The organism is Bosea sp. BIWAKO-01 (assembly GCF_001748145.1).
Classification (GTDB): Bacteria; Pseudomonadota; Alphaproteobacteria; order Rhizobiales; family Beijerinckiaceae; genus Allobosea.
Genome location: NZ_BCQA01000001.1, coordinates 2548981 through 2572351 on the forward strand (window position 1 = coordinate 2548981; position 23371 = coordinate 2572351).

General features: G+C 64.1%; 23 protein-coding genes. 2 read left to right on the forward strand and 21 right to left on the reverse strand.

Features of this window, described 5'->3' with window-relative positions; translation table 11 throughout:
* Window positions 1-13 precede the first annotated feature (13 nt).
* On the forward strand, window positions 14-604 hold the full coding sequence (locus tag BIWAKO_RS11805) for a YqaA family protein (protein ID WP_069882393.1): 591 nt from the start codon (window positions 14-16) through the stop codon (window positions 602-604).
* A gap of 4 nt (window positions 605-608) precedes the next feature.
* Entirely contained in the window at window positions 609-1133 is a 525-nt protein-coding gene (locus BIWAKO_RS11810) for a disulfide bond formation protein B (protein ID WP_069878840.1), read from the forward strand.
* Window positions 1134-1148: 15 nt separating this feature from the next.
* On the opposite strand, the gene BIWAKO_RS11815 is transcribed toward BIWAKO_RS11810, so the two are convergent.
* The 21 genes from BIWAKO_RS11815 to BIWAKO_RS11915 form a co-directional block, all read right to left on the reverse strand.
* A complete protein-coding gene (locus tag BIWAKO_RS11815) occupies window positions 1149-1706 on the reverse strand; it encodes an HNH endonuclease (RefSeq protein WP_069882394.1) in 558 nt (185 codons plus the stop codon).
* A gap of 208 nt (window positions 1707-1914) precedes the next feature.
* Window positions 1915-2799: a 3-hydroxybutyryl-CoA dehydrogenase gene (locus BIWAKO_RS11820; protein ID WP_069882395.1), complete on the reverse strand. Its 885-nt coding sequence runs from the start codon at window positions 2797-2799 to the stop codon at window positions 1915-1917.
* 111 nt (window positions 2800-2910) lie between these two features.
* A complete protein-coding gene (locus BIWAKO_RS11825) occupies window positions 2911-3858 on the reverse strand; it encodes an electron transfer flavoprotein subunit alpha/FixB family protein (protein WP_069878841.1) in 948 nt (315 codons plus the stop codon).
* Between the two features lie 4 nt (window positions 3859-3862).
* Complete coding sequence (locus tag BIWAKO_RS11830; protein WP_069878842.1) at window positions 3863-4612, reverse strand: electron transfer flavoprotein subunit beta/FixA family protein; 750 nt, start codon at window positions 4610-4612, stop codon at window positions 3863-3865.
* Window positions 4613-4756: 144 nt separating this feature from the next.
* Entirely contained in the window at window positions 4757-5452 is a 696-nt protein-coding gene (locus tag BIWAKO_RS11835) for a rhomboid family intramembrane serine protease (protein ID WP_069878843.1), read from the reverse strand.
* A gap of 8 nt (window positions 5453-5460) precedes the next feature.
* On the reverse strand, window positions 5461-6042 hold the full coding sequence (locus BIWAKO_RS11840) for a cob(I)yrinic acid a,c-diamide adenosyltransferase (RefSeq protein ID WP_069878844.1): 582 nt from the start codon (window positions 6040-6042) through the stop codon (window positions 5461-5463).
* A 183-nt stretch (window positions 6043-6225) separates the two neighbouring features.
* Window positions 6226-6816 (reverse strand): hypothetical protein, encoded by a 591-nt coding sequence (locus BIWAKO_RS11845; protein WP_069878845.1) that lies wholly within the window; start codon window positions 6814-6816, stop codon window positions 6226-6228.
* Window positions 6817-6990: 174 nt separating this feature from the next.
* On the reverse strand, window positions 6991-7179 hold the full coding sequence (locus BIWAKO_RS11850) for a twin transmembrane helix small protein (protein WP_043233987.1): 189 nt from the start codon (window positions 7177-7179) through the stop codon (window positions 6991-6993).
* A gap of 88 nt (window positions 7180-7267) precedes the next feature.
* Window positions 7268-8140 (reverse strand): ABC transporter permease, encoded by an 873-nt coding sequence (locus BIWAKO_RS11855; protein WP_069878846.1) that lies wholly within the window; start codon window positions 8138-8140, stop codon window positions 7268-7270.
* Window positions 8141-8147: 7 nt separating this feature from the next.
* Window positions 8148-9194, reverse strand: coding sequence for an ABC transporter substrate-binding protein (locus BIWAKO_RS11860; RefSeq protein ID WP_069878847.1), 1047 nt, complete (start codon window positions 9192-9194; stop codon window positions 8148-8150).
* A 95-nt stretch (window positions 9195-9289) separates the two neighbouring features.
* Entirely contained in the window at window positions 9290-10348 is a 1059-nt protein-coding gene (locus BIWAKO_RS11865) for an ABC transporter ATP-binding protein (RefSeq protein ID WP_069878848.1), read from the reverse strand.
* Window positions 10349-10351: 3 nt separating this feature from the next.
* Window positions 10352-11170 (reverse strand): ABC transporter permease, encoded by an 819-nt coding sequence (locus BIWAKO_RS11870; protein ID WP_244523418.1) that lies wholly within the window; start codon window positions 11168-11170, stop codon window positions 10352-10354.
* A 193-nt stretch (window positions 11171-11363) separates the two neighbouring features.
* Entirely contained in the window at window positions 11364-12599 is a 1236-nt protein-coding gene (locus BIWAKO_RS11875) for a metal-dependent hydrolase family protein (protein ID WP_069878849.1), read from the reverse strand.
* 147 nt (window positions 12600-12746) lie between these two features.
* Complete coding sequence (locus tag BIWAKO_RS11880) at window positions 12747-14129, reverse strand: glycosyltransferase family protein (RefSeq protein ID WP_244523419.1); 1383 nt, start codon at window positions 14127-14129, stop codon at window positions 12747-12749.
* A gap of 53 nt (window positions 14130-14182) precedes the next feature.
* Window positions 14183-14956 (reverse strand): polysaccharide deacetylase family protein, encoded by a 774-nt coding sequence (locus tag BIWAKO_RS11885; RefSeq protein ID WP_069878851.1) that lies wholly within the window; start codon window positions 14954-14956, stop codon window positions 14183-14185.
* Complete coding sequence (locus BIWAKO_RS11890; protein WP_084651271.1) at window positions 14953-16026, reverse strand: glycosyltransferase family 4 protein; 1074 nt, start codon at window positions 16024-16026, stop codon at window positions 14953-14955. Before BIWAKO_RS11890 ends, BIWAKO_RS11885 begins: the two co-directional genes overlap by 4 nt.
* A 103-nt stretch (window positions 16027-16129) precedes the next feature.
* Entirely contained in the window at window positions 16130-17305 is a 1176-nt protein-coding gene (locus tag BIWAKO_RS11895) for an ABC transporter permease (protein WP_069878853.1), read from the reverse strand.
* Window positions 17302-18300, reverse strand: coding sequence for an ABC transporter permease (locus tag BIWAKO_RS11900; RefSeq protein ID WP_069882397.1), 999 nt, complete (start codon window positions 18298-18300; stop codon window positions 17302-17304). The genes BIWAKO_RS11895 and BIWAKO_RS11900 overlap by 4 nt, the downstream gene beginning before the upstream one ends.
* 6 nt (window positions 18301-18306) lie before the next feature.
* The gene (locus BIWAKO_RS11905; RefSeq protein WP_069878854.1) at window positions 18307-20265 is read right to left on the reverse strand and encodes an ABC transporter substrate-binding protein; all 1959 of its coding nucleotides are present in this window, start codon (window positions 20263-20265) and stop codon (window positions 18307-18309) included.
* Entirely contained in the window at window positions 20265-22145 is a 1881-nt protein-coding gene (locus BIWAKO_RS11910) for an ABC transporter ATP-binding protein (RefSeq protein WP_069878855.1), read from the reverse strand. Before BIWAKO_RS11910 ends, BIWAKO_RS11905 begins: the two co-directional genes overlap by 1 nt.
* Before the next feature lie 101 nt (window positions 22146-22246).
* A complete protein-coding gene (locus tag BIWAKO_RS11915) occupies window positions 22247-23230 on the reverse strand; it encodes a polysaccharide lyase family 20 protein (RefSeq protein WP_084652219.1) in 984 nt (327 codons plus the stop codon).
* Between the last annotated feature and the right edge of the window lie 141 nt (window positions 23231-23371).

Here is a 23371-nt window from a genome sequence, read left to right on the forward strand (position 1 = left end):
CCGGTGGATGAACATGTTTCGACGCCTCTACGAATGGACCATGGCGCTCGCAGCCAGTCCGCGCGCACCTTATGCGCTGGGTGCCGTCTCCTTCGCGGAAAGCTCCTTCTTCCCGATTCCGCCCGACGTGATGCTGGTGCCGATGGCGCTGGCCAGGCCCCAGAAAGCCTGGTTCTATGCCGGGATCTGCACGGTGACCTCGGTGCTCGGGGGGCTGCTCGGCTACGCGATCGGTGCGTTGCTCTATGATTCGCTCGGCCAGTGGATCATCAAGCTCTACGGCCATGGCGACGGGGTCGAGGCCTTTCGCGCAGCCTATGCGCAGTACGGTGCCTGGATCATCCTGCTGAAGGGGCTGACGCCGATCCCCTACAAGCTGGTGACGATCACCTCGGGCTTTGCCGGATACGATCTGCTCTGGTTTGTCGTGCTCTCGATCATTACGCGCGGGGCACGATTCTATCTTCTGGCCGGGCTGCTCAATCGGTTCGGCGGTCCGATCCGGCGCGTTCTCGACGAGCATTTCACCACGGCGATGATCGTCCTGGTCGTCGGGATCGTGGGCGGCTTCTTCGCCTTCAAGCACCTGTTCCCGGCGGTATGATGCAATGCCCGGCAGCGATTCCCGGCTCGATATGCTGATGCGCCCGATGCGGTTGATCCTGCTTCTCGGTCTCGGTTCGACGGCCCTGATCGCCGGAGCATGGTGGTCGCAACTCGTCTGGCATCTCGTGCCCTGCAAGCTCTGCCTCGAGCAGCGCATTCCGCACTACGCTGCCATGGCGCTTGCCGTCGCGGCGCTGGTGGTTGCTCGCTCGCGTGCCTTGCAAATGACGGTGCTCGCCGGCTTCGCCCTGCTGATGCTCTGGAGTACGGGGCTTGGTGCCTATCATTCCGGCGTGGAATGGGGCTGGTTCCTCGGCCCGAATGATTGCGGCGGCGGTGCCCCGGCGGCTGCCGCAGGCGTCCAGGATTTCATGAAGCAGCTTCAGACCACGCGTGTGGTGTCCTGCGGCGAAGCAGCGTGGCGGTTTCTTGGATTGTCCCTGGCGGGCTGGAATGCTCTGGCTTCGCTGGGGCTTGCCGCCCTGGCTCTGCTGGGCCTGATCAAGGCCTCGAAGCAAGGCAGATAATCGGCACCGAGCATCTCAGGGTTCGAGTTCGGAATCCCAGTAGAGATAGTCGAGCCAGCTCTCGTGCAGATAGTTCGGCGGGAAGAGCTTGCCGTTGCGGTGCAGGTCGTTGACCGTCGGCGCGAAGGGCCTTTGCAGTGGTAACATGCCGACGACGGTCGGCATCTTGTCGCCCTTGCGCAGATTGCAGGGCGAGCAGGCCGCGACCACATTGTCCCAGGTCGTCAGGCCGCCCTTCGAGCGTGGCACGACATGGTCGAAGGTGAGTTCGTCGCGCGTGCCGCAGTACTGGCAAGAGAAGCGGTCGCGCAGGAAGACGTTGAAGCGGGTGAAGGCGGGGGTGCGGGACGGCTTGATATAGGTCTTCAGCGAGACCACCGACGGGAGCTTCATGTTGAAGCTCGGGCTGTGCACGATCGTGTCGTATTCCGAGACGATGTTCACCCGGTCCATGAAGACCGCCTTGATGGCGTCCTGCCAGCTCCAGAGCGAGAGAGGGTAGTAGCTCAGCGGCCGAAAATCGGCATTGAGCACCAGAGCCGGACAGCCATCCGGAGAGGCCATCGGATGCATCACATGCGCCGTCAAACCCGTCGCACCTCCGCTGATCGAAGCAGGACGAATCCTGCTCACAGCTCAATGTACGCGCGAGACGACAGGAATGTGAAGATGCCGCAGTGCGAAGTTGATGTGCGTCATAGTGGCCGGCCTTGAGCCGACCGACGCCATCCATTCCGAATTCTGGGGTGATACCCGGCTTAATGCCGGGTCGGGATGCCGGTCAGCGGGTCGGGACCGGCTTTTCTCCGCGATAATCGTAGAAACCGCGCTTGGTCTTGCGGCCGAGCCACCCGGCTTCGACATATTTTACCAGCAGCGGGCAGGGGCGATATTTCGAATCCGCCAGGCCATCATGGAGCACCTGCATCACGGAGAGGCAGGTATCGAGGCCGATAAAGTCGGCAAGCTGGAGCGGACCCATCGGATGATTGGCGCCGAGCTTCATGGCGGTGTCGATCGCCTCGACCGAGCCGACGCCCTCATACAGCGTATAGACCGCCTCGTTGATCATCGGCAGCAGGATGCGGTTGACGATGAAGGCCGGGAAATCCTCCGAGACCGTCACCGTCTTGTGCAGCTTGCTGATGAAGCTGCGGGCTGCCTCGAAAGTATGGTCGTCGGTGGCGATGCCGCGAATCAGCTCGACGAGCTGCATCAGCGGCACCGGGTTCATGAAATGGATGCCGATGAAGCGCTCCGGCCGGTCGGTCGCCGCGGCAAGCCGGGTGATCGAGATCGACGAGGTGTTGGATGCAAGCATCGTCTCCGGCTTGATATGCGGGCAGACGGCGGTGAAGATCTTGCGCTTGACCTCCTCGCTTTCGGTCGCGGCCTCGATGATCAGGTCGCAGTCGCCAAGCCCTTCGAGGGTCGGCGTTGCGACGATCTTGGCCATGGCTTCGCGCCGTAGCGAGTCATCCATGGCGCCCTTGGTGACCTGACGCGCCATATTGCCGTCGATCGTCGCCAGTGCGGCCTTGATGCGGTCTTCGGCGAGGTCGTGCAGCCGGATGTCGAAGCCAGCGACGGCTGCGACATGGGCAATGCCGTTGCCCATCTGCCCCGCGCCAATGATGCCGATCGTCTTGATCGCCTGGTCCGACATGTCCTGATCCATCTTTCGTCTGATCGCCTTCATCGTGAAAGCGACGCGGGCCGCCCAGAGCAAGCGGCCCGGATATCACATTCGTGCCGCTGGCGTCAGCGGCCGATCCTGTCAGCGCCCGATCTTGGCGAGTTCGGCCTCAAGCTCGGGCATGATGGTGAAGAGGTCACCAACGAGGCCGTAATCGGCGATCTGGAAGATCGGGGCTTCCTCGTCCTTGTTGATGGCGACGATGACCTTCGAATCCTTCATGCCGGCGAGATGCTGGATCGCGCCCGAGATGCCGACGGCGATATAGAGGTCGGGCGCCACGACCTTGCCGGTCTGGCCGACCTGCCAGTCGTTCGGGGCATAGCCGGCATCCACCGCGGCGCGCGAGGCGCCCATGGCGGCTCCGAGCTTGTCGGCGACGGGTTCGATCACCTTGCCGAAATTCTCGGCCGAAGCGAGCGCGCGGCCGCCCGAGATGATGATCTTGGCCGAAGCGAGCTCCGGACGATCGGACTTGGCGACTTCCTCGCCCTTGAAGCTCGAGGTGCCGGCATGCTCGGCAGCGGCAACTGCTTCGATCGGCGCGGTCGCGCTGCCGTCGCCGGTCGCGGCGAAGGATGCGCCGCGCACGGTGAGCACCTTCTTGGCCTCGCCGCTCTGCACGGTCTGGATCGCGTTGCCGGCATAGATCGGACGCTCGAAGGTATCGGGCGAGACGACCTTGGTGATTTCCGAGATCTGCATGACGTCGAGCAGGGCAGCGACGCGCGGCATCACATTCTTGCCGGTCGTGGTGCCCGGCGCGACGATCGCGTCATAGGGGCCGGCCAGCGAGACGATAAGGGCAGACAGCGGTTCGGCCAGCCGGTGCTCGTAAGCAGCATCGTCGGCCAGCAGCACCTTCTCGACGCCGTCGAGCTTGGCTGCGGCCTCGGCAACCGCCTTGCAGCCCGTGCCGGCGACCAGGACATGCACAGGCGCGCCGAGCGCCTTGGCGGCGGTCAGGGCCTTGCGGGTGGCCTCGTTGAGGCTCTTGTTGTCGTGCTTGGCGAGAAGCAGCGTCGTCATGATTTTAGAGAACTCCTGCTTCATTCTTCAGCTTGGAAACCAGCTCGGCGACCGAGCCGACCTTGACGCCGGCGGATCGGCTTGGCGGTTCGGTGGTCTTCAGGACCTTGAGGCGCGGCGCGATGTCGACGCCGAGCGCTTCGGCGGTGGTCTCATCAAGCGGCTTCTTCTTGGCCTTCATGATGTTGGGCAGCGAGGCGTAGCGCGGCTCGTTCAGTCGCAGATCGGTGGTCACGATCGCCGGCAGCTTGAGACCCACGGTCTGCAGGCCGCCATCGACCTCGCGGGTGACGTCGACCGAACCCTCGCCGATCACCACCTTGGAGGCGAAGGTCCCCTGCGGCCAGCCAAGCAGGGCGGCCAGCATCTGGCCGGTCTGGTTGCAGTCGTCGTCGATCGCCTGCTTGCCGAGAATGACGAGCTGCGGGCTCTCCTGCTCGACGATCTTCTTCAGGAGCTTGGCGACGGCGAGAGGCTCGACCGTGCCCTCGGCCTTCACCAGGATGCCGCGATCGGCACCCATGGCGAGACCCGTGCGGATGGTTTCCGCAGCCTGCGCCGGGCCGATCGAGACGACGATGACCTCGGTCGCCTTGCCGGCTTCCTTGAGCCGCAACGCTTCCTCGACGGCGATCTCATCGAACGGATTCATCGACATCTTGACATTGGCAAGCTCGACGCCCGAGCCGTCCGCCTTCACGCGGATCTTCACATTGTAGTCGACAACCCGCTTGACGGGCACAAGGATCTTCATCGTCGCTTCACCGTTCGGGAGAGATACGATCGAGGCCGCGCCGCGCGACGCGGCAGGATGACGGCATCGTGGCTCTCGGCTGGAATGCCGGGGGACCGTAGCGATGGCTGTTTAGGCTTGTCAACGCCGCGAAAGTCGCGGGCGTCACCCTCTTGCAGCGCGCCCGAACAGCCCGACGCCGCGATGGATGAAGATCGGGGTCAGCCCCGCCCCGGTCGCAAGCCCGCCGAGATGCGCCCACCAGCCGACATTACCCTGCGGGTCGACGAAGGCTGACATGAACTGGAAGAGGATCCAGGCGCCGAGCGCGTACATCGCCGGAATGTGCAGCGGAATCCATTTGAAGGCGAGGCCCCAGATCCGGACCTGCGGATAGAGCATCAGATAGGAGGCGATGACGCCCGAAATTGCGCCCGATGCCCCGATCAGCGGCTGCTCCGAATCAGGATTCATGACGGCATGCGCCAGCGACCCGGCCAGGCCGCAAAGAAAGAAGAAGGCCAGAAAGCGGAAATGGCCCATCGCGTCCTCGACATTGTCGCCGAAGACCCAGAGGAACAGCATGTTGCCGACGAGATGGGCGAAGCTCGCATGCAGCAGCACATTGCTGAACAGCGTCAGCCAGGCCGGAGCCTGCATGATCTCGATGGGTAGTTGCGCGGTGCCGAAGAAGACGGAGGGGATCAGGCCGAAGCCGGCCATGACGGCGATCTCGCCAGGCGGTTCGTGCAGGATCCAGATCGCGAGATGGATGCCGATGCAGGCACTGACCAGGGCATAGGTCACATAGGGCGCGCGCATGAAGCGCAGCGGAACGCCGTCATGCAGCGGTACGAACATGTCCGGCTCTAGCGGTTCTGCCCGGGAACCCAGAGCACATCGCCCCCGGCCCTGGCATTGAGGAAACGTGAGGCGACGAACAGGAAGTCCGAAAGCCGGTTGATGTATTTTAGCGCCGGCGCGGAGACGCGCTCCCCCTCGGTCTGGGCGAGTTCGACCATCAGGCGTTCAGCCCTCCGGCTGACCGTGCGGGCGAGATGAAGATAGGCGGCCGACGGTGTTCCGCCGGGCAGGACGAAGGAGCGCAACGGGGCGAGCGCTGCGTTCAGCTGATCGATTTCCGCTTCAAGGCGGTCGACCTGAGCCTGGACGATGCGCAGCGGCTCATAGGCGAGCGGCTCGCCGGTGTCGGGCGTCGAAAGATCGGCTCCGAGATCGAAAAGATCGTTGGCGATCCGTCCGAGCATGGCATCGACCTCGCCATCCTCGGTTGCGGCATGCAGCCGTGCCAGTCCGACACAGGCATTGGTCTCGTCGACGGTGCCATAGGCTGCGATGCGCAGGTCGTATTTCGGCCGGCGTGGGCCGGTCGCGAGCCCGGTGGTGCCGTTATCCCCGGTGCGCGTATAGATGCGATTCAGCTTGACCATGACGCGTTATAGCGCGTCGCGTCCGCAACGGAAGGCTTGGAGCGCCGCAGCCTGCGCCGTGCCGAGATGCTTTCGATCATCGAATCGAAACGCGTATCCGGTCAGGCGATCCAACCTTCTGTGTCCGCGTCGGCATTCCCGAAAGCCGCAATCCGCCTTGCGGGCCGTCTCTCCGGCGAAGGGTCAGAAGGTGTAGCCGAGCCTGGCGCCGAAATTGGCGGGGCCGCGCGGCTTGTCCTTGTCGGAGCAGCCGGTGGTGCCGAATTGCTCGAGCGTCGCGATCAGGCTCCAGCGATCGCTGAGGCGAACCCCGAGCGCCGCGGCACCGCGCGTGCCGGTATCGCAGCCGACGACGAGCCGGTTCTCCGGGACGACCGGACCGGTCTTGCCGTCATTGACGGCGGCGCCGAAGCTGGCCTCGACGAAGACATTCTTCGAGAGATCCACGGTCCAGGTCGCGCCCGCATAGGCATAGCGCGTGCCGTTGAAATTGATGCTGGAGCCGAGATGGAAGCGCGGCACGAAGGCCGAGGCGATGCGATCGTTCAGCGGGATGATGCGTGGCGTCATCACCTCGCCATTGAAGTTCAGCAATCCGCTTTCGCGTCCGCCGGGATTCGCGGGAGCAATGCCGAGGCGCGCTTCCCAGGACGGAAGCGGCGTTTCGGTTGCGGGGGCGTAGCTGGAAACTCCGGGAGGCAAGGCCTGCGACTGCGACAGGGCAGGCGAGGCAGCCAGGAAGCCGGCAAGGATCAGCAACGCGACGCGCGGCATGGGCTACAGGTTCTTTTTATCGTTTGAACGGGCGTTAGTGAAACGCATAGACTCGTGTCCAGAATGCGGCAAGCGCGGTTGAGACCCCTGGCGGGTTATCCAGAACATCTGATTTATCAACAGCTTACGCATGGTCAGTCAGAACTGTCGCACCCGCCGAGAAGCGAGGCGGGCTCAGCCTCCGCGCCACCAGAGCACGCCGATGATCACCAGGATCGCGACGAATTGCAGCACCACACGGAGTCGCATCAGGTTCTGCGATGTGTTCGCGCTGCCGCCGCGCAGCATGTTGGCGAGACCCAGCAGCAGCACCAGGGCGACGGCGCCGACTGCGATGGGGACGAGCGATCCGGAAATGGTCATGCGCGAGATTTAGAGTGCTGCCGCGCGCTTGACCAGTGGAAGCGCCACTGAGACCGGCGGCAACATGCCGCTGCGGCCAGCGGCGCACTCAGCGATAACGCCGCTGCACGATCAGGTGGGCCGCCACGGTCAGCAGGAGCGTCGCCGTCATCAGGATGAAGGAAATCGCACCGCCGAAGGGCCAGTTGTTCTGTTGTGCGAACTGGCCATAGACGAGGGGCCCCATCGTCTGGAATTTCGGGCCTCCGAGCAGAACGGGGGTCGCATAGGCATTCATCGCCAGGATGAAGGTCAGGATCGTGCCAGCGAGAATCCCCGGGAGCGCCAGGGGCCAGAGGACGCGGCGGAACATCGCGACGGGGCCGGCGCCCAGGCTGAACGCTGCCTCCTCGACATTGCGGTTGATACCTTCGATCACGCTCTGCAAAGTCAGCACCATGAAGGGCAGGTTGACCGCGACGATGCCGATGATCACGGCCGTCTCGGTGAACATGATCTCGATCGGCTGATTGATCAGGCCGAGCCCCATCAGAGAGGCGTTGAGCGCGCCCTTGTTGCCGAAAGCGGTCATCCAGCCGGCGGCACGAACAGCGTTGCCGACGAACAGGGGGAGCACGACCGCCATGATCAGCAGATTCTTGAACCGGCTTTCGGTGCGCGCCAGCACATAGGCCAGGGGGAAGCCCATGATCAGGCAGGCAATGGTGCAGATCACCGCGACGCGCACGGTGCGCGTGAGCACGTTGAGATAATAGGCGTCGGTGAAGAACTTGACGTAGTTCTCGATGGTCAGTCCGTCGACCATGAACTGGCCCGGAATGAACTGGTTCAGCGAATAGCGGAACAGGATCGCGACCGGGCCGATCAGCCCGATCGCGACGAAGATGGTCGCGGGCACGACGAGCGCCCCGGCGAGTCCGGTGCGGCCGCCCGCAACAGCTTCTGGGGCAGTCGTGCTCATGGCCGCATCACGCCTTGAAGACCTTGTCCCACCACTCCTTCATCGCCGAATCATTCTTGGCGAGGAAGCCGTAGTCGAGATCCTTGAGGCGCTTTTCCTCCTCGGGCGTGAAGCCGATCCGCTTCTGCAGCGCGGGCGCCACGTTGAGGCCGGTGACGGTGCCGTTATAGCCCATATCGACCGCGAAAGCCTCCTGCGGAGCCGTCTCGAGCATGGCGTTCATGTAGGCGTAGGCGTTCTCCTTGTTCGGCGCATTCTTCGGAATGACGAAACCGGAGACATAGGCGGGGATGCCTTCAATCGGGGAAACCGCCTCGCAGGGAATGCCGGCATCCTGCCACTGGACGACGCGCGCTTTCCAGATCGCGCTGATGCCGACCTCCTCGTTCTTCATCGCCTGGGCGAAGGCCTCGTTCGTCGGGTAGACGCGCGCGCCCGCCTTCTTGACGGCGAGCAGAACCTCCTTCGCCTTGTCGAGGTCGTTCATGCTGGCGCCGTTCGTTGCGGCCATCGAGGCGGCGACCATGATCGACTGATACTGAATGTCGATGAAGCCGATCTTGTTGCCCCATTTCGGGTCGAGCCAATCCTTGAAACCGGTCGGCGCGGGGCTGATCAGCTTGGGATTGTAGATGACGACGTTGCCGGAATAGATGTGCCCGATGCCATAGGGGTACTTCATCGTCGGCAGCAGGTTCTTGGCGTTCGGGATCTTGGAGAAGTCGAGCTGCTCCACGACGCCGGCCTCGTTCATCTCGTACATATTGGCGGCCGAGAGTCCGTGGATGTCGACTGTGCCGCGCGGCAGGCGACGCTCGGCGACCATCTTGGCGCGGCGTGGGGCGTCGCCGGCCTGGTCCTGCAGGACCTCGATGCCCTTGGGCTTCAGGATCGGGTCCTCGATGTTCTTGGTGAGGAGGCGGGCATAGTCGCCGCCCCAGGTTCCGACCACGACCTTGCCGCCTGACTGGGCCAAGGCCGGGCCGCCCAGCGCCGCGGCGCTCGCTCCCGCCGCGAGACCTTGCAGGACATGGCGCCTGTTGATCGAGTTCATGTGAGTTCTCCCCTGTTGGACGCCTGTCGAGCTAGAAACCGTGATCGAGCCATGTTCGGACGGAGAGCCGCAATGCGCCTTTCCCGATCATGGCCTTACGGCTCGCGCGGATAGACGAGCCCGGCGTCTTCGGCCCAGCCTATCGTGATGGTATCGCCCGGCTTCGGCTCGATGCTGCCCTGGCGATTCGGGAGCTGCAGCAACATCCGGTCGTGCTCGGAAAGACGGACATCGATATCGAGCAGCGCGCCGAGATAGGAGACGTGCTCGACACGGGCCTCGAAGCGATTGACGCACGCTCCGGCCTCGGCTGCCACCGAAATGCGCTCTGGCCGAAGCGCGAGTGTCGCCGGTCCGGTGCCGCTCGCGGCGCCGACAGTGATATCGAGCCCGCCGCGGCTGCGGAAGCGGCCAGGCGTGGTGGTTTCTCCGTCGAGGAAGGCGCTGCGGCCAATGAAGCCCGCGACGAAGCGGTCGGCCGGCTTCTCGTAGAGCTCGCGCTGATTGCCGATCTGCCGAACCTTGCCCTTCTCCATCACCACCAGCCGGTCAGCCATGGTGAGTGCTTCCTCCTGGTCGTGCGTGACCATGATCGTGGTGAGGCCGAGCTTGCGCTGCAGGTCGCGGATCTCGACCCGAACCTCCTGCCGGAGTTTCGCGTCGAGATTGGAGAGAGGCTCGTCGAGGAGCAGCACGTCGGGTTGCATCGCAAGCGCGCGAGCGAGCGCCACGCGCTGCTGCTGCCCCCCCGAGAGCTGGCGCGGGTAACGCTCGTCGAAGCCTGAAAGCTGCACGAGACGGAGCGCCTCCGCGACGCGCGGGGCGCGGTCGGCGGGAGGGACCTTGCGCATCTCGAGGCTGAAGGCGACGTTCTCGGCGACGGTCAGATGCGGGAACAATGCGTAGCTCTGGAACACCAGGCCGCAATTGCGCTTCCAGGGCGGCAGCACGGTGACGTCGCGCTCGCCGATGGTGATCTTGCCGGCGCTCGGCGGCACGAAACCGGCGACCATGCGCAAGGTCGTGGTCTTGCCGCAGCCGGACGGACCGAGCAGGACCAGGAACTCGCCATCGGCGATGTCGATGGTGACGTCGTCGACGGCGTTGAAGTCGCCATAGACTTTCTGGAGATGGGTGAGCGAGAGCCGTGCCATGGGTCAGACCACCCGGCTCAGCTTGACGTAACGGTCGGTGATGATCATCGCGGTGCCGATCAGAACGATCTGGATGACGGAGGCGGCAGCAACCGTCGGATCGATCTTCCATTCGAGATATTGCAGGATCGCGATCGGCAGGGTCGTACGGCCCGGTCCGACGAGGAACAGGCTCATTTCGAGATTGCCGAAAGAGGTGACGAAGCCGAACAGGCCGGCTGCCACGATACCCGGCCGGATGCTTGGCAAGGTGACGCGCCAGAAGGTTTTCCAGGGACCGGCGCCCAGATTCTGGGCAGCTTCCTCGATGGTGCGGTCGAAGCCGGCAAGGCTTGCCGTGACCAGCCTGACGACCCAGGGCACGACCACGAGCGTGTGGGCCGCGATGAGGCCGCCTGCCGAGCCCAGGACCGGCCAGCCGGTCGCGATCTCGGTTTCGATCTGGAAGACATAGAGTGCGGTGCCGAGCACGATGCCCGGCATCACCAGCGGCAGCAACAACAGGGTATTCACCAGCGGGCCGAGAGGGATGCGGTGGCGGACGAGCGCCAGACTTGCCGGAACCCCGAGTGCCAGTCCGATCAAGGTCGCCAGCACGCCGACCTGCAGGCTGAGAATGAAGCCGTCGACAAAGGCCTTCTGCCCGGGAACGGCCGCAAACCATTTCAGGGAGTAGCCTTCGGGCGGGAAGGACGGAATCTCCTGCCGGAAGAAGGCAAGCCAGATCACGAAGACCAGCGGCAGCAGGATGAAGCCTAACGACAGGCCGGCAGCGCCATTCAGCGCGATTCGGCCGAAGCTTGGGCGCTGGGCGGCGCTCAAGCGGCGAATCCAGTCGGGCCATCGGCCAGCCGCGACGACCACGCGGGGCGTGTTGCGTTGTGGTCGCTCTGCGATTGCTGCCAGCTCATCACTGTCATGCCCTCCGCCCTTCGATCCGCTCCGACAGCAGGCTGCGGTTCAACTTACAAACAATCAAGCCGGTTTTTGTCTTCCCATTGTCGCCGCCCGGTTCTCACTGCAGGCGGTTCTTGTGGAAGTTCCCGCCCTTCATGATCGCCGACAGAGCCGCGCCCTGGTTCTGGAAGAGGCCGAGATCCTTCAACGGGTCACCATCGATCAGGATGATGTCGGCAAAGGCGCCTGCACGCAGCGTGCCAAGCTTGCCCTCCATCCGCAGCAGATGGGCGCCGACGGTCGTCGCGGAGCGAATGATCTCGATCGGCGAGAGAACCTCGCTGCGCAGCAGGAACTCGCGGGATTGATCGACCTGGAGCTGGCCGAGCAGATCGCTGCCATAGGCGACGGGAACCCCGGCGCGCTTGCAGATCTCGAGCGAACGCAGGCCACCATCGATGACCAGATCGTTCTTGGCCAGCATATCCCCGGTCATCCCGAACTCGGCCGCACGCTCCTTCATCGCGTAGTAGGCGACGAGATTGGCGGTGAGCACCATATTGTTCTCTGCCATCAGTTTGGCGGAGGCCTCGTCGATCAGATTGCCGTGCTCGATGGCACGAACGCCACATTGCGCGGCACGGGTGATCGCTTCGGGCGTGTAGGCATGAGCGCAGACATAGCGGCCAAATGCCTTGGCCTCCTCGACGGCCGCCTTCACCTCGTCGACGCTGAACTGCATCGAATCCAGCGGGTCATAGGGCGAGGCGACGCCGCCCGACATCATGATCTTGATGTGGTCGGCGCCGAGCCGCATCTGCTCGCGCACCGACTTCTTCACCGCGGAAACGCCGTCGGAGACGTTCATCGTATAGGCCATGGCGTTGCAGCAATGGCAGCGGGCGCCGAAATCGGTACGCCGGCGCGGGTCGCTGTGGCCTCCGGTCGGGCCAATCGCCTGGCCGGCGATGAACAGGCGCGGAGCCGAGATATCGCCCTTCTCGACGGCTTCCTTGATGCCCCAATCGGCGCCGCCGGTGTCGCGCACCGAGGTGAAGCCGCGATCGATCATGCCCTTCATCAGCCTGACGGAGCGGGCCGTCATCAGTGTCAGCGGCATGCTTTCCATGGCTCGGATATAGACTTCCGAGAGGAAGACATGGACATGGCTGTCGATCAGGCCGGGCATCAAGGTACGCCCGCCACAATCGATCACATCAGCCTTGGCCGTCTTGATCGGCTTGTCGGAGACCTCGCGGATCGTATCGCCTTCGACCAGCAATTCGTAGCCGCGGCGCAATTCGCCATGGTCGGGCTCGAGCATGGCGAAATTCTTGAACAGCAGCTGCGCCATCGAGAACGAACTCCCATGAAGAGGCGCCGGTGCGGCACCGTCCTTCTACCTGGCTGATATATTGCGAAGTTTCCGCAGCCTTGTCAGCCCATTTTCTCACGCGAATTCGGGCTCTTTCGCGGCCCTGGAGCACGGGCCGCGCAAGGCTCAGCTGACTGCCGCGCTGTTCTGGGCCAGCGCCCGGCCGCGGATCGGCATCGAGAGATTGTCGGCAAGCGCGCGGTTGATGGCGGGCAGGCCGTCGAGCAGGCTCGGAACGAAGGCCTGAGACGGCGGCATGCGCTTGGGAAGGGCATGAAGGGCGGCTGCCATGATCGCCGGATCGCGCGTACCCTGACCATCCTGAAGCGGGTCGTGCAGCATGGTGGCGAGCTTGAGGCTGTCGGCGCGTTCGGCGCGGATGCTCTGCTCCCGCCGCGGCCGGACGCGCGGCACGATCAGCGCCGGCTTGTCGAAGGATAGGATCTCGCAAAAGGTGTTATAGCCGCCCATCGCAACCACGCAGTGAGCGCGATTCATCAGGAGTTCGAGGCGCGGCTCGAACCCGAGGCTTTCGAGCTTCGGGATGCGTGCAATCCGCTCGGCGAAATCCTTGCGCTTCTCGCGCGACATGAACGGGCCGAACACGATCAGCGCCGGCAGCTCGATCGTCGGGTCGGATTCGTAGGCCGAAATCACCCAGTCGGTCAGGCCCATGCCGTCCCCGCCGCCGCCGGGGGTGACCAGGATGAAAGGGCCCTTGGTGATCTTCGGGTGACGGGTCGGCGGCATCGGGCTTGGCACGGCGCGCTTGAGATAGCCGGTATAGCGGATCTTGTCGGCGAAGAGATGCTGGTCGGGCAGGCCCTGAAGCGGCTGGTAGACACTTTCCAGCCCATAGACGAAGATATCGTCATAGACCGAACCCAGCGCATCGAGCGCGCCGCTGTGTCGCCATTCCTCGAGGACCTTGCTCGGCTCGTCCAGCACGTCGCGCAGACCGAGCACGATGCGGGCACCGCGCCGGCGCAGGATCTCGAGTGACGACAAGAGCTCGCCGCGCAAGCCCACGGGCTCCTTGTCGACGATCACGACGTCCGGATCGAAGGACAGCACGGTCTGTCTGATCAGGTCGGCGCGCAGGCGTAGCGTGTCGCCGAGATCGAGATTGAGATGATGCGGTGCATAGCCCCCGTCATCCTGCTTCTCGACACCGGGAACGCGGACATAGTCGACACCATCGCCGAACTGAAAGCTCGAGATCATCGACGAGCCCGAGACGATGATCACTGATATATGAGAATAGCTGGCGACCAGGGAATTGGCGATCGCGCGGCAGCGGCGGATATGGCCGAGTCCGAAGGTGTCGTGGCTGTAGATCAGCACCCTCGGGGCCTGAGGGCTGCGCGGCGCGCGGTCGGCGCCGCCGATGTCGATGACGTTATACGGCATAGACGGCTCGCCCTCCGCGAAACGGCCAAACGACCTCGAGCGAGGGCGAACGCACCTAGAACTGTTCGGATTCGGATATAGCGCCACAAGCGCGTCCATCCAAGTCCGGCTTCGCCAGGCGGCGGACGCTCACCCAGCGTCGCAGCTTTACTCTAGGCAGTGTTCGAGCCCGAAAACAACTGTCGAAGGCCGACCAACTCCACCGCGGGGTGATGGACGATCGAGCCGAGCAAGGCATCGAGAACGGCCCAGGCCCCCTCATCATGGTCGCGGTGATGCAGCAACAGGCCAAGTGGGCTGTCCCCTGTTCCAGCCTCACGTCTTCGTGTGAGTTCCGTGACGATCTCCTCGGCAATGGCCGGGGTCGGGCGACCAATGCGCCCGCCATGCCAGTCGATGATGTCGATCTGGGTGTTGACGATGGAAAACCCGTGGGGCGCCGCGAAGCCGAAATTGCGGAAGCAGGAGAGCCCGCTGAAGCCGAGTTCCGGCAAGCCTGCCGCGATATCCCTGTCGATCCGGTTCCACGGGGGGACGAAGACCGGCAGCAGGGTCGGGCCAAACAGATCCATAAGCCGGCGTCGCCCAGCCGCGATCTCCGCAACAATGATGTCCCGAGGCCGGTGGCTTCCGAACTCGGACTTCTTCTCGCCCTGAGGGGCGTGATTGCGGTGCCAGGCGCCATGCTGGCAGGGCAGCAGGAGCGGGGCGCTCCGCAAGCGCTCGCAGAGGGCGGATTGCGCCAGGAAGGGGATGACTGCGAGCAGCACGGGCGCATCGAAATGTTCGGCAAGGGCTGCCAGCCTGTCGAGCTGCGGGCTTGGCGCGATCGCGTCGTCATCGCGAAGCCAGAGCTGCAGGCGCCGGCCCTCGGCGCTCCAGCGATCGAGTTCGGCGAGAAGCGGAGCCCAGAGCGGGTTGCTCATGGTCCCGTCGATTCCGCGCGCGGGGCCCGATGTGCGGCGCGAGCCGCCTGTGCCAATGCGAGGCCCTGCGAGATGATCTCGCTCGTCCGATCGAGCGTCCGTTCCTGCAGGACGAAGTTTCGCGCGGCGCGACCCATATCTTCGCGCTGTTTCGTGTTCGCGACGAGCTGCGCCAACGCTCTTGCCAAAGCCGCGAGGTCACCATCCTGCACCAGGAGCGCGGTCTCTCCATTCCGGACGGTGGCTGCGACGCCGCCGCTGTCGTAGGCAACAACCGGGAGACCCGCAGCCTGGGCTTCGAGATAGACCAGGCCATAGGCTTCGCCGACGCCGGGCCACACGAATATGTCGTGCTCCGCCAGCGCCGCGCCGACGGCAGGGCGATCCAGCTCACCGCGCCATTCGATGCGCTCGCGCGGCAGGGTCGCGAAGGCCGCTTCGACCTGATTGCGCACGGGTCCGTCGCCAATGATGGTGAGCGTCCAGGGACGATCGATCAGGCGGGAGAGGCTGGCGGCAAGCGCTTGATAGCTTTCGAGCTTAACGCCTGGGCGCATCATCGCGACAGTGATCAGGCGCGTGGCTGCGGCACCGGATCGGCGGTGGGGCGTGGAGGGCTCCAACGCGATGAAGGGGGGCAGATCGAGGAAATGCGTGCGGTCCGAGGAGCGGGCCTCGACGCCGCCACGGTCACGCTCGGTGAAGCAGAAATGCAGATCGGCAGCACGGAAGCCGCGCCTCGCGAGTGCGACATGCCGGGCCCATTCCCCCTCGGAACGCCGGCCGGAATCGCTTGCTTCGGCGACGACATAGGGAATGTCGAGCCGTTTCGTGATCTCGGGCCCCAGGAGGTCGGGTGCCTTGTAATAGCTGTGATAGGTGAACCAGAGTCCCGGTCGGTTGCCATTGGTCTCCCAGGCGGCCAGCAAGGCATCGCGCCGGCCGGCCGCCTCGGCGAGGCGCTGATCCAGCAGCGCCGGCTCCGAGCTGCGCATATAGGAGCGCGCATCCGCGATGGGGGCGACGACATGGCCGAGCCGCGTCATTGCCTCGACGAGCTGGTGCGCCATGCGCCGGTCACCGGAAATCCTGCCGTCCTCGTACGCATTGAGCGGCGTGTGAAATGCGATCCGCACAGGATGTCAGGTCCGCGAGCAGGAGGTGGCGGCGCGCTCAGCGGTAGGGATCGGCCGCATCGCGCAAGCCGTCGCCAAGGAAGTTGAAGGCCAGGATGATCAGGATCACCGGAACGACCGGATAGAGCAACCAGGGATAGAGCGCCACCACATTGACGTTCTGCGCCTCGTTCAGCATCACGCCCCAGCTGGTGATCGGTGGCCTGAGTCCAAGTCCGAGGAAGCTGAGCGCCGTCTCGCCCAGGATCGTTTTCGGCACGGTGATGGTGGCCGAGGCGATGAGATGGCTCATGAAGCCCGGCACGAGGTGCAGGCCGATGATCCGCGCAGGCTTGGCGCCCATCAGTTGGGCGGCAACGACATAGTCTTCCTCGCGCAGCGAGAGCAGTTTCGAGCGGACCGCGCGGGCAAGACCGGTCCAGTCCATCAGGCCGAGAATCATCGTGATGCCGAAATAGACGAGCAGCGGACTCCAGGATGGCGGCATGATCGAGGCCAGCGCGAGCCAGAGCGGGATATGCGGCAGTGACTGCACGATTTCGATCACGCGCTGGATGAAGAGATCGATCTTGCCGCCGTAATATCCGGCGATCCCGCCGATGATGACGCCGAGGATGAAGCTGACACCGACCCCGAGCAGGCCGATGCTGAGCGAGATTCTGCCGCCATAGATGATGCGCGAGAGCATGTCGCGCCCGAGCCGATCGGTGCCGAGGAGAAACAGGGTGCCGTCCTTGGGTGGGCAGACGAGGTGAAGGTTGCCGGGTACCAGGCGCCAGAAATCGTAATCGTCGCCCCGGCAGAAGAAGCGGATCGGCTGCGGCCGGCTGCGGTCGACATCGTATTCGCGCTTCAGGTTCTCCATGTTGAGGCGCTGCGTATAGGGATAGACGAAGGGGCCGAGGAAGCGACCTTCGTGGAAGAGATGCACTTCTTGCCGCGGGGCGCGGATGAAGTCGGTATTGCGGGTGGTGTAATGGTAGGGCGCCAGGAACTCGGCGAATATCACCGCCAGATACATGAGGATGATGAAGACGCCGGAGATCACCGCGAGCCGATGCTTGCGGAATTTCCACCACATCAGCTGCCATTGTGACGCGAGGTAGACACGCTCCTGCTCAGGCGTCATGCGTTCGACGGCGTAGGGTTCGAACGGCGCGGTCGAGGCCGTGTGCAGCAGCGGCGCGCCGTCTGGCGGGAGAGCGGGCTTCACTTGGTGGCCGCTCCCTGGAGGCGGATGCGCGGATCGAGGATCGCGAGCGCGATGTCCGAGATCAACACCCCGATCACGGTGAGGAACGAGAGGAACATCAGGAAGGAACCAGCGAGGTACATGTCCTGCGCCTGCAGGGCGCGGATCAGCAGCGGACCGGTCGTCTGAAGCGAGAGCACGATCGCGACGATCTCTGCGCCGGAGACGATCGATGGCAGAATGTCGCCAATATCGGAAATGAAGAAGTTCAGCGACATGCGCAGCGGATATTTGCGCAATGCCTTGCCGGGCGGCAGCCCCTTGGCGCGGGCGGTGACGTAATACTGCTTCTGGAGTTCGTCGAGCAGGTTGGCGCGCACGGCGCGGATCATGCCGGCGGTGCCGCCGGCGCCGATGATGATCACGGGGATCCAGAGATGCTCCAGCACCGAGCGGAGCTTTGCCCAGCTCATCGGCTGGTTGAGATATTGTGGATCGACGAGCCCCCCGATCGAGGTGCCGAACCAGACATTGGCGAAATACATGAAGACCAGCGCCAGCAGGAAATGCGGCACGGCAAGCCCGATCAGCCCGAGGAATGTGAGGCCGTAGTCACCCCAGCTGTATTGATGGGTGGCGGAATAGATGCCGATCGGGAAGGCGACGACCCAGGTGAAGATGATGGTGACGAAGGAGACGATCATCGTCAGCAGCAATCGATCCCCGACGATCTCGCTTACAGGGCGCTGATATTCGAAGGAATAGCCCATGTCGCCGCGCATGAGCCCGGTGACCCAGTGGAAATAGCGCTCGATTGGCGGCTTGTCGAAGCCATACTCCGTCTTCAGGAACTCGATGCGGCTGAGGTCGGCCTTTTCGCCCTGGGCCTGCATCTCGGCGGCAAGCGTCTCGAAATAGTCGCCCTCGGGCAGGTTGATGACGGTGAAGATCAACGCACTGGTCACCAGCAGCGTCGGCACCATCAGCAGGATGCGCTTGAGGATGTATTTCAGCAGCATCGGTCAGCTCTTCACCTGAGCATCGTCGAACCAGAACGTATCGGGCATGTAGCGACCGAAAAAGGCACCCGGCTCGAAGCTGTACAGACCCTTTTCGGGAACATTGCGCAGATTGCGCGAGACCACGACCGGCTGCAGCGTGCCATTGACCACGCCGATGGTGAAAAGCTGCTCGGCATTGATCCTTAGCATCGCACGCCAGATCGTCCGGCGCTCGTCATGGGTCACGCTGCCGCGCCAGGCCTGGTAGAGCTTCACCAGTTCCTGCACCTCGGGGAGTTCAGGTTCTTCGCCTTCGCGGCCTCCGCTCTCCAGGAACTGTCCCCAGCGCGGCCAGTTGAACTGCATCGACGACGTGGGGGCAAGCGCATCGGGCTCCATTTCGGCCGCGACCAGCGCGTTATCCATGCCCGCCCAGGCCGACATCACGGTCTGGCCGGCAAGGATGCGGCGGCGGAAAACGTCACGCTGGGCCGAGCGGGGAAAAATCTTGATCCCGACCTCATGCAGATCCTGTTTGATCAGATCGAGAATATCCGTCTCTTCGGTGCTCTCGCCGGCGGTCTCCACGGTAAATTCAAGACGCTGGCCATTGGGCAGGAGCCGCACACCGTCCGGAGCACGTTTGGTCAGTCCGATCTCGTCAAGCAGCCGGTTGGCCAGCGCCCGGTCAGCCTGCATCCACATATTGGCGTTTTCGGCATCATAGAGCGGGCTCTCGGGGAGTGCCGTATTGCCGCTTTCCTTGGCAAGGCCAAAGAAAATCACCTGGTTGATGTCCTTGCGATTGATCGCGACGGAGAGGGCGCGCCGATAACGGACATCGCGATTGAGATCGCGCCAGACCGGATCGATGGCATTCAGATTCGGCATAAGCGCGAACCAGGAGCCTTCGGCCCGTTTCCAGAGCCTGACGTCGAAATTCATCCGCTTCGAGGCGTCCTTCAGGAAGGTGTAGTTGTCGAAGCGGAGATAACGTGCCTGCAGGTCGCTTTCGCCGGCTGCGGTCTTCGCCGGGATCAGCGAATTCGTCCCGATCGTCATCGTCACTTCGTCGACATAGGGCAGTTGTCGCCCGGCCTGGTCGATGCGGTGGAAATAGGGGTTGCGCTGGAAGGTGAACTGTTCAGCCGGAAGTGGCGTCAGATTGCGCCAGGGGTCGAGCGTCGGCAGGTCGGGGTTCTCGGGCCTATACATGCGTGAGAACCGTTCGTGCAGGGAGCCCCAGTCCTTGACGCGCGCTGCCTTGACGCGGGCGTAGAGCGTGACCTTGTCGGCGTAGCGCTCATGGAACTGCTTCAGATAGCCCGACGGCATATAGATATAGGTCGGCTGGGCGCCAGCTAGCGAGGGCAGGAAGATCGGGTTCGGCTTGGTCCAGCTGTAGCGAATCTCGGTCTCGCTCAGCACTTCGAAGACCGGCTTCTCGCCGCCCGCCAGCAGGGCCTGGGGCGGCCCGCCAGGGGAGAGCCGCCGGTTATTGGCGAAGTCTTCCCACCAATAGCGGAAATCCTCTGTCGTGAAGGGGCTGCCGTCGGACCAGCGATGCCCCTTCCGCAGCCTGAGGGTGAAGATGCGTCCGTCCTTGACGTCGACAGTCTCCAGAACGTCCGGCGCCAGTTCGAGATTGTCGTCATAGACGAGGAGCCGAGTATAGCCGTAGAGCGTCATCATCCGGATGTCGCGCTGGTCGCCCATCAGCATGCGCATCGTGCCGCCATGCCGCCCGGGAATCCGGTCGGGGCCGGACACATCGATCACGCGAGGTTCCTCCGGAAGGCGGAGTGTGATCACCGGTAGCGCGCCTGCGGCCACCTTCCCGGCCCAGTAGGGGCTGTCGATGAAGTCCATCGGGTTGGGTTCGCGGGCGAGCGCGCCGCGCGGCAGGCCCTGAGCGGCGAAGGCTCCGGCCCCGAGCAGGAGGGCGGTGCGGCGTGTGGGGTGCTGCCGGCGGGATGTCATCAGACCAACTCCCTGTGGTTCGCTTCCGGGCGCGCCAGGACGTAGTGGCCCTCGCCCAGGGACAGCGGCTCGAGGCTGACGCCTGCCTCCGGTCTGAAGGCCGGGGCCCAATGGCTGTAATCGGAGGCGCCGCCGGGCGCGACGAGTTTGAAATCGAGCTTCCGGTCGAGATCGGCGAAGGGAACCGAGCGCAGCAGGGCCTTCGTGTAGGGGTGAGCCGGCGAGGCAAAGAGGGCGTGGCGCGGCGCAAGCTCGACGATGTGACCGTTGGCCATGACCGCGATCCGGTCCGCCATGTAGTTCACCACGGCAAGATTGTGCGAAATAAACAGGAAGGTGAGGCCGCGCTCGGCCTGCAGGTCCTTGAGCAGGTTGAGAATCTGGGCCTGAACCGAAACGTCGAGGGCAGATACCGGCTCGTCGCAAACGATCAGGTCCGGATCGAGCGCGAGCGCGCGCGCGATGCCGATGCGCTGGCGCTGGCCGCCGGAGAAAGAGTGCGGGTAGCGGCTGAGGAAGCGCGGATCGAGCCCGACACTCTCCATCAGGCTGCGCACGCGGGCTGTCTGCTCAGCGCCGTCACCGCGCTCATGAATGACCAGCGGCTCGCGCAGGATGTTCATGACGGTCATGCGTGGCGACAGAGACGAGACCGGGTCCTGGAAGATCATCTGGACCCGCTGACGGAACCGCCGCAGCTCCTCGCCCTGCAGGGAGAGGACGTCTGTCGGGCCGAACCCGTCATTGAAGGTGACCGCGCCGGCATCGGGCGTGACCGCGCGCATGATGATCTTGCTGACGGTGGTCTTGCCGCAGCCGCTCTCGCCGACAAGGCCAAGACATTCGCCGCGTGCGATGTCGAATCCGACATCGTCGACCGCCAGGACGGTCGCCTGGGTGCCTTTGCCGAAGAACCCCCGCGAGCCAGTGGTGTAGGTCTTGCGCAAGTGGCGCACGCTCAGCAAGGGCGGCGCATTGGCAGGCCGGGAGATGACCGGGGCGGCACGCGGCGTTGCCGCAGGCTGGGCACGTGCCTCGCGCAATGCGACCAGCCGCTCGCCCTCCTGCATGTCGAAATGCGGCGAGGCTTTCAGCAGTGCCTTGAGATAGGGGTGCCGCGGACGTCGGAAGATATCCTCGACAGGACCGCTTTCCATGATCTCGCCGTGATAGATCACCACGACTTCGTCGGCCATGTTGGCAACGACACCGAGATCATGGGTGATGAGCAGGATCGCCATGCCCATCTCGGCCTGGAGATCTCGCATCAGGTCGAGGACCTGGGCCTGGATGGTGACGTCGAGAGCAGTGGTCGGCTCGTCCGCGATCAGCAGGGCGGGCTGACAGATCAGGGCCATGGCGAGCATGGCGCGCTGACGCAGGCCGCCGGAAAGTTCGAACGGGTAATAGCCGTAGGCGCGCGCTGGGTCCTTGAAGCCGACGCGCCGAAGCATCGTCTCGATCTGCCGGCGTGCCGAAGCATCATCGGTCGGGCGATGCAATTGCAGGGCTTCCTCGATCTGGTTGCCGATGGTGTGCACCGGTGAGAGCGAGGACATCGGTTCCTGGAAGATCATGCCGATGCGGCCGCCGCGCAGCGCGCGAATCTCCTCGCCTTCAGCGGTCAGGCCCGCAATGTCGATCACGGTGTCCCGGTCGAGCGGGTCGCGAAACAGGATCTCACCGCCGGTGACGCCCCCGGCGCGGGGAAGGAGCCCCATGATCGCCTGCGAAATCACCGATTTACCGGATCCGGACTCGCCGACGAGGGCCACCGTCTTGCCTGCCGGGACACGCAGGCTGACCCCCTTCACGACATCCCGGGCGAACCCGTGCACCGTGAAGCCGATCCGCAAATCGCTGATCCGCAAGATGTCCATGAGCTGCTAACTTCTGAACCCCGTATTCGCTCCCGGGTCACCGGGTTCTCTGGCACTAGACGTGGAAAGTTGCGTCTTGCCAATCTCTGTCTTGCGCGCGCTCATTCCGGCGGACACTGCCCGTTCCGGATGACATCCGCGCAACGCGGTCCGCGCCGGAAATCGTCGTAACTTACGCTCCACGAGCCCTTGTTGGCGGCCCGGTAAGGTCCGAATTTGAAATATTGCTTCTTCCCGAGGCCGGAGCCGCGATGACCGATGGGGCCCTTGATGGTGGCGACGTGCCGGCCATTTGCTACGATCTCGATATGGCCGTTGCCCTGAGGGCCGGGACTCGAGCGAAAGACAAAGTCGATCCAACCCGCCCGAACTGGCGGCAGCCCGGCGTGGTGTGTCACCTGGATCGCGGGAGCGCAGGCATTGAAATAGGCGGGATAGTCGGCCCGCGTGCTGCCGGTCTCGAGCGCAACCAGGGCGCGGGTCTGCCGCGCGACACGACGGTTCACGGCCAGGGCCTCTCCTGGGAGGCAGCCGTCTGGGCGTTCTGCGCCGCCGATCGGAAAGACCTCGGTCATGTCGGTCTCCACGGTGACGCCAACCCGCCCCTGAAACAGCCTGAGCGCGAGAAAGGGCGAATAATCCCCCTCGGCTCCAGGCGTGATCTGGCGCTTCCACTGTGCCATGACATAGCGCGCATCGTCTTGCGGCACAGGGTCGTCAAGGCGCATGGCGAAGCCGTACCAGACCGTCTGATCGTAGCTTGCCAGGACCTCGGGCCTCTCCCAAACCTCGGCCCTTTCGCTGCAGTTGCGAGCGCCTTTCGCACAGAGCGGCTTGACCGACAGGGTAAGCGCGCCCCTGCCATCCAGGGCACCCTTTTGTTGAAATGTCGCGAGCCCCGCGCGCTGTTCGGCATTGTCCTTGTAGTAGAGCCCACCTTCGGGCACGAAGCGACCCGTATCGAAGCCATCCCTGAGGAGCAGCGAAGATCCACCCTGTTCCGCAGCATAGGACGGGGTCGCCAGCGCAAGCAGGACAATTCCCGCGATCGGCCCCAACGCCCGTCTGACACGTCTCAGTCGCATCTCCGTCCCTCCGCGCATTGTGATCGAAACATGTGGCTGGAGGCCAAGCAAGCCGTGGGCACGCCGCATCGCGACATTGCGCAAGTGCCGTGACTGACACACATATGACGCGAAACACAATGAGCGGCGCACCATCCGGTT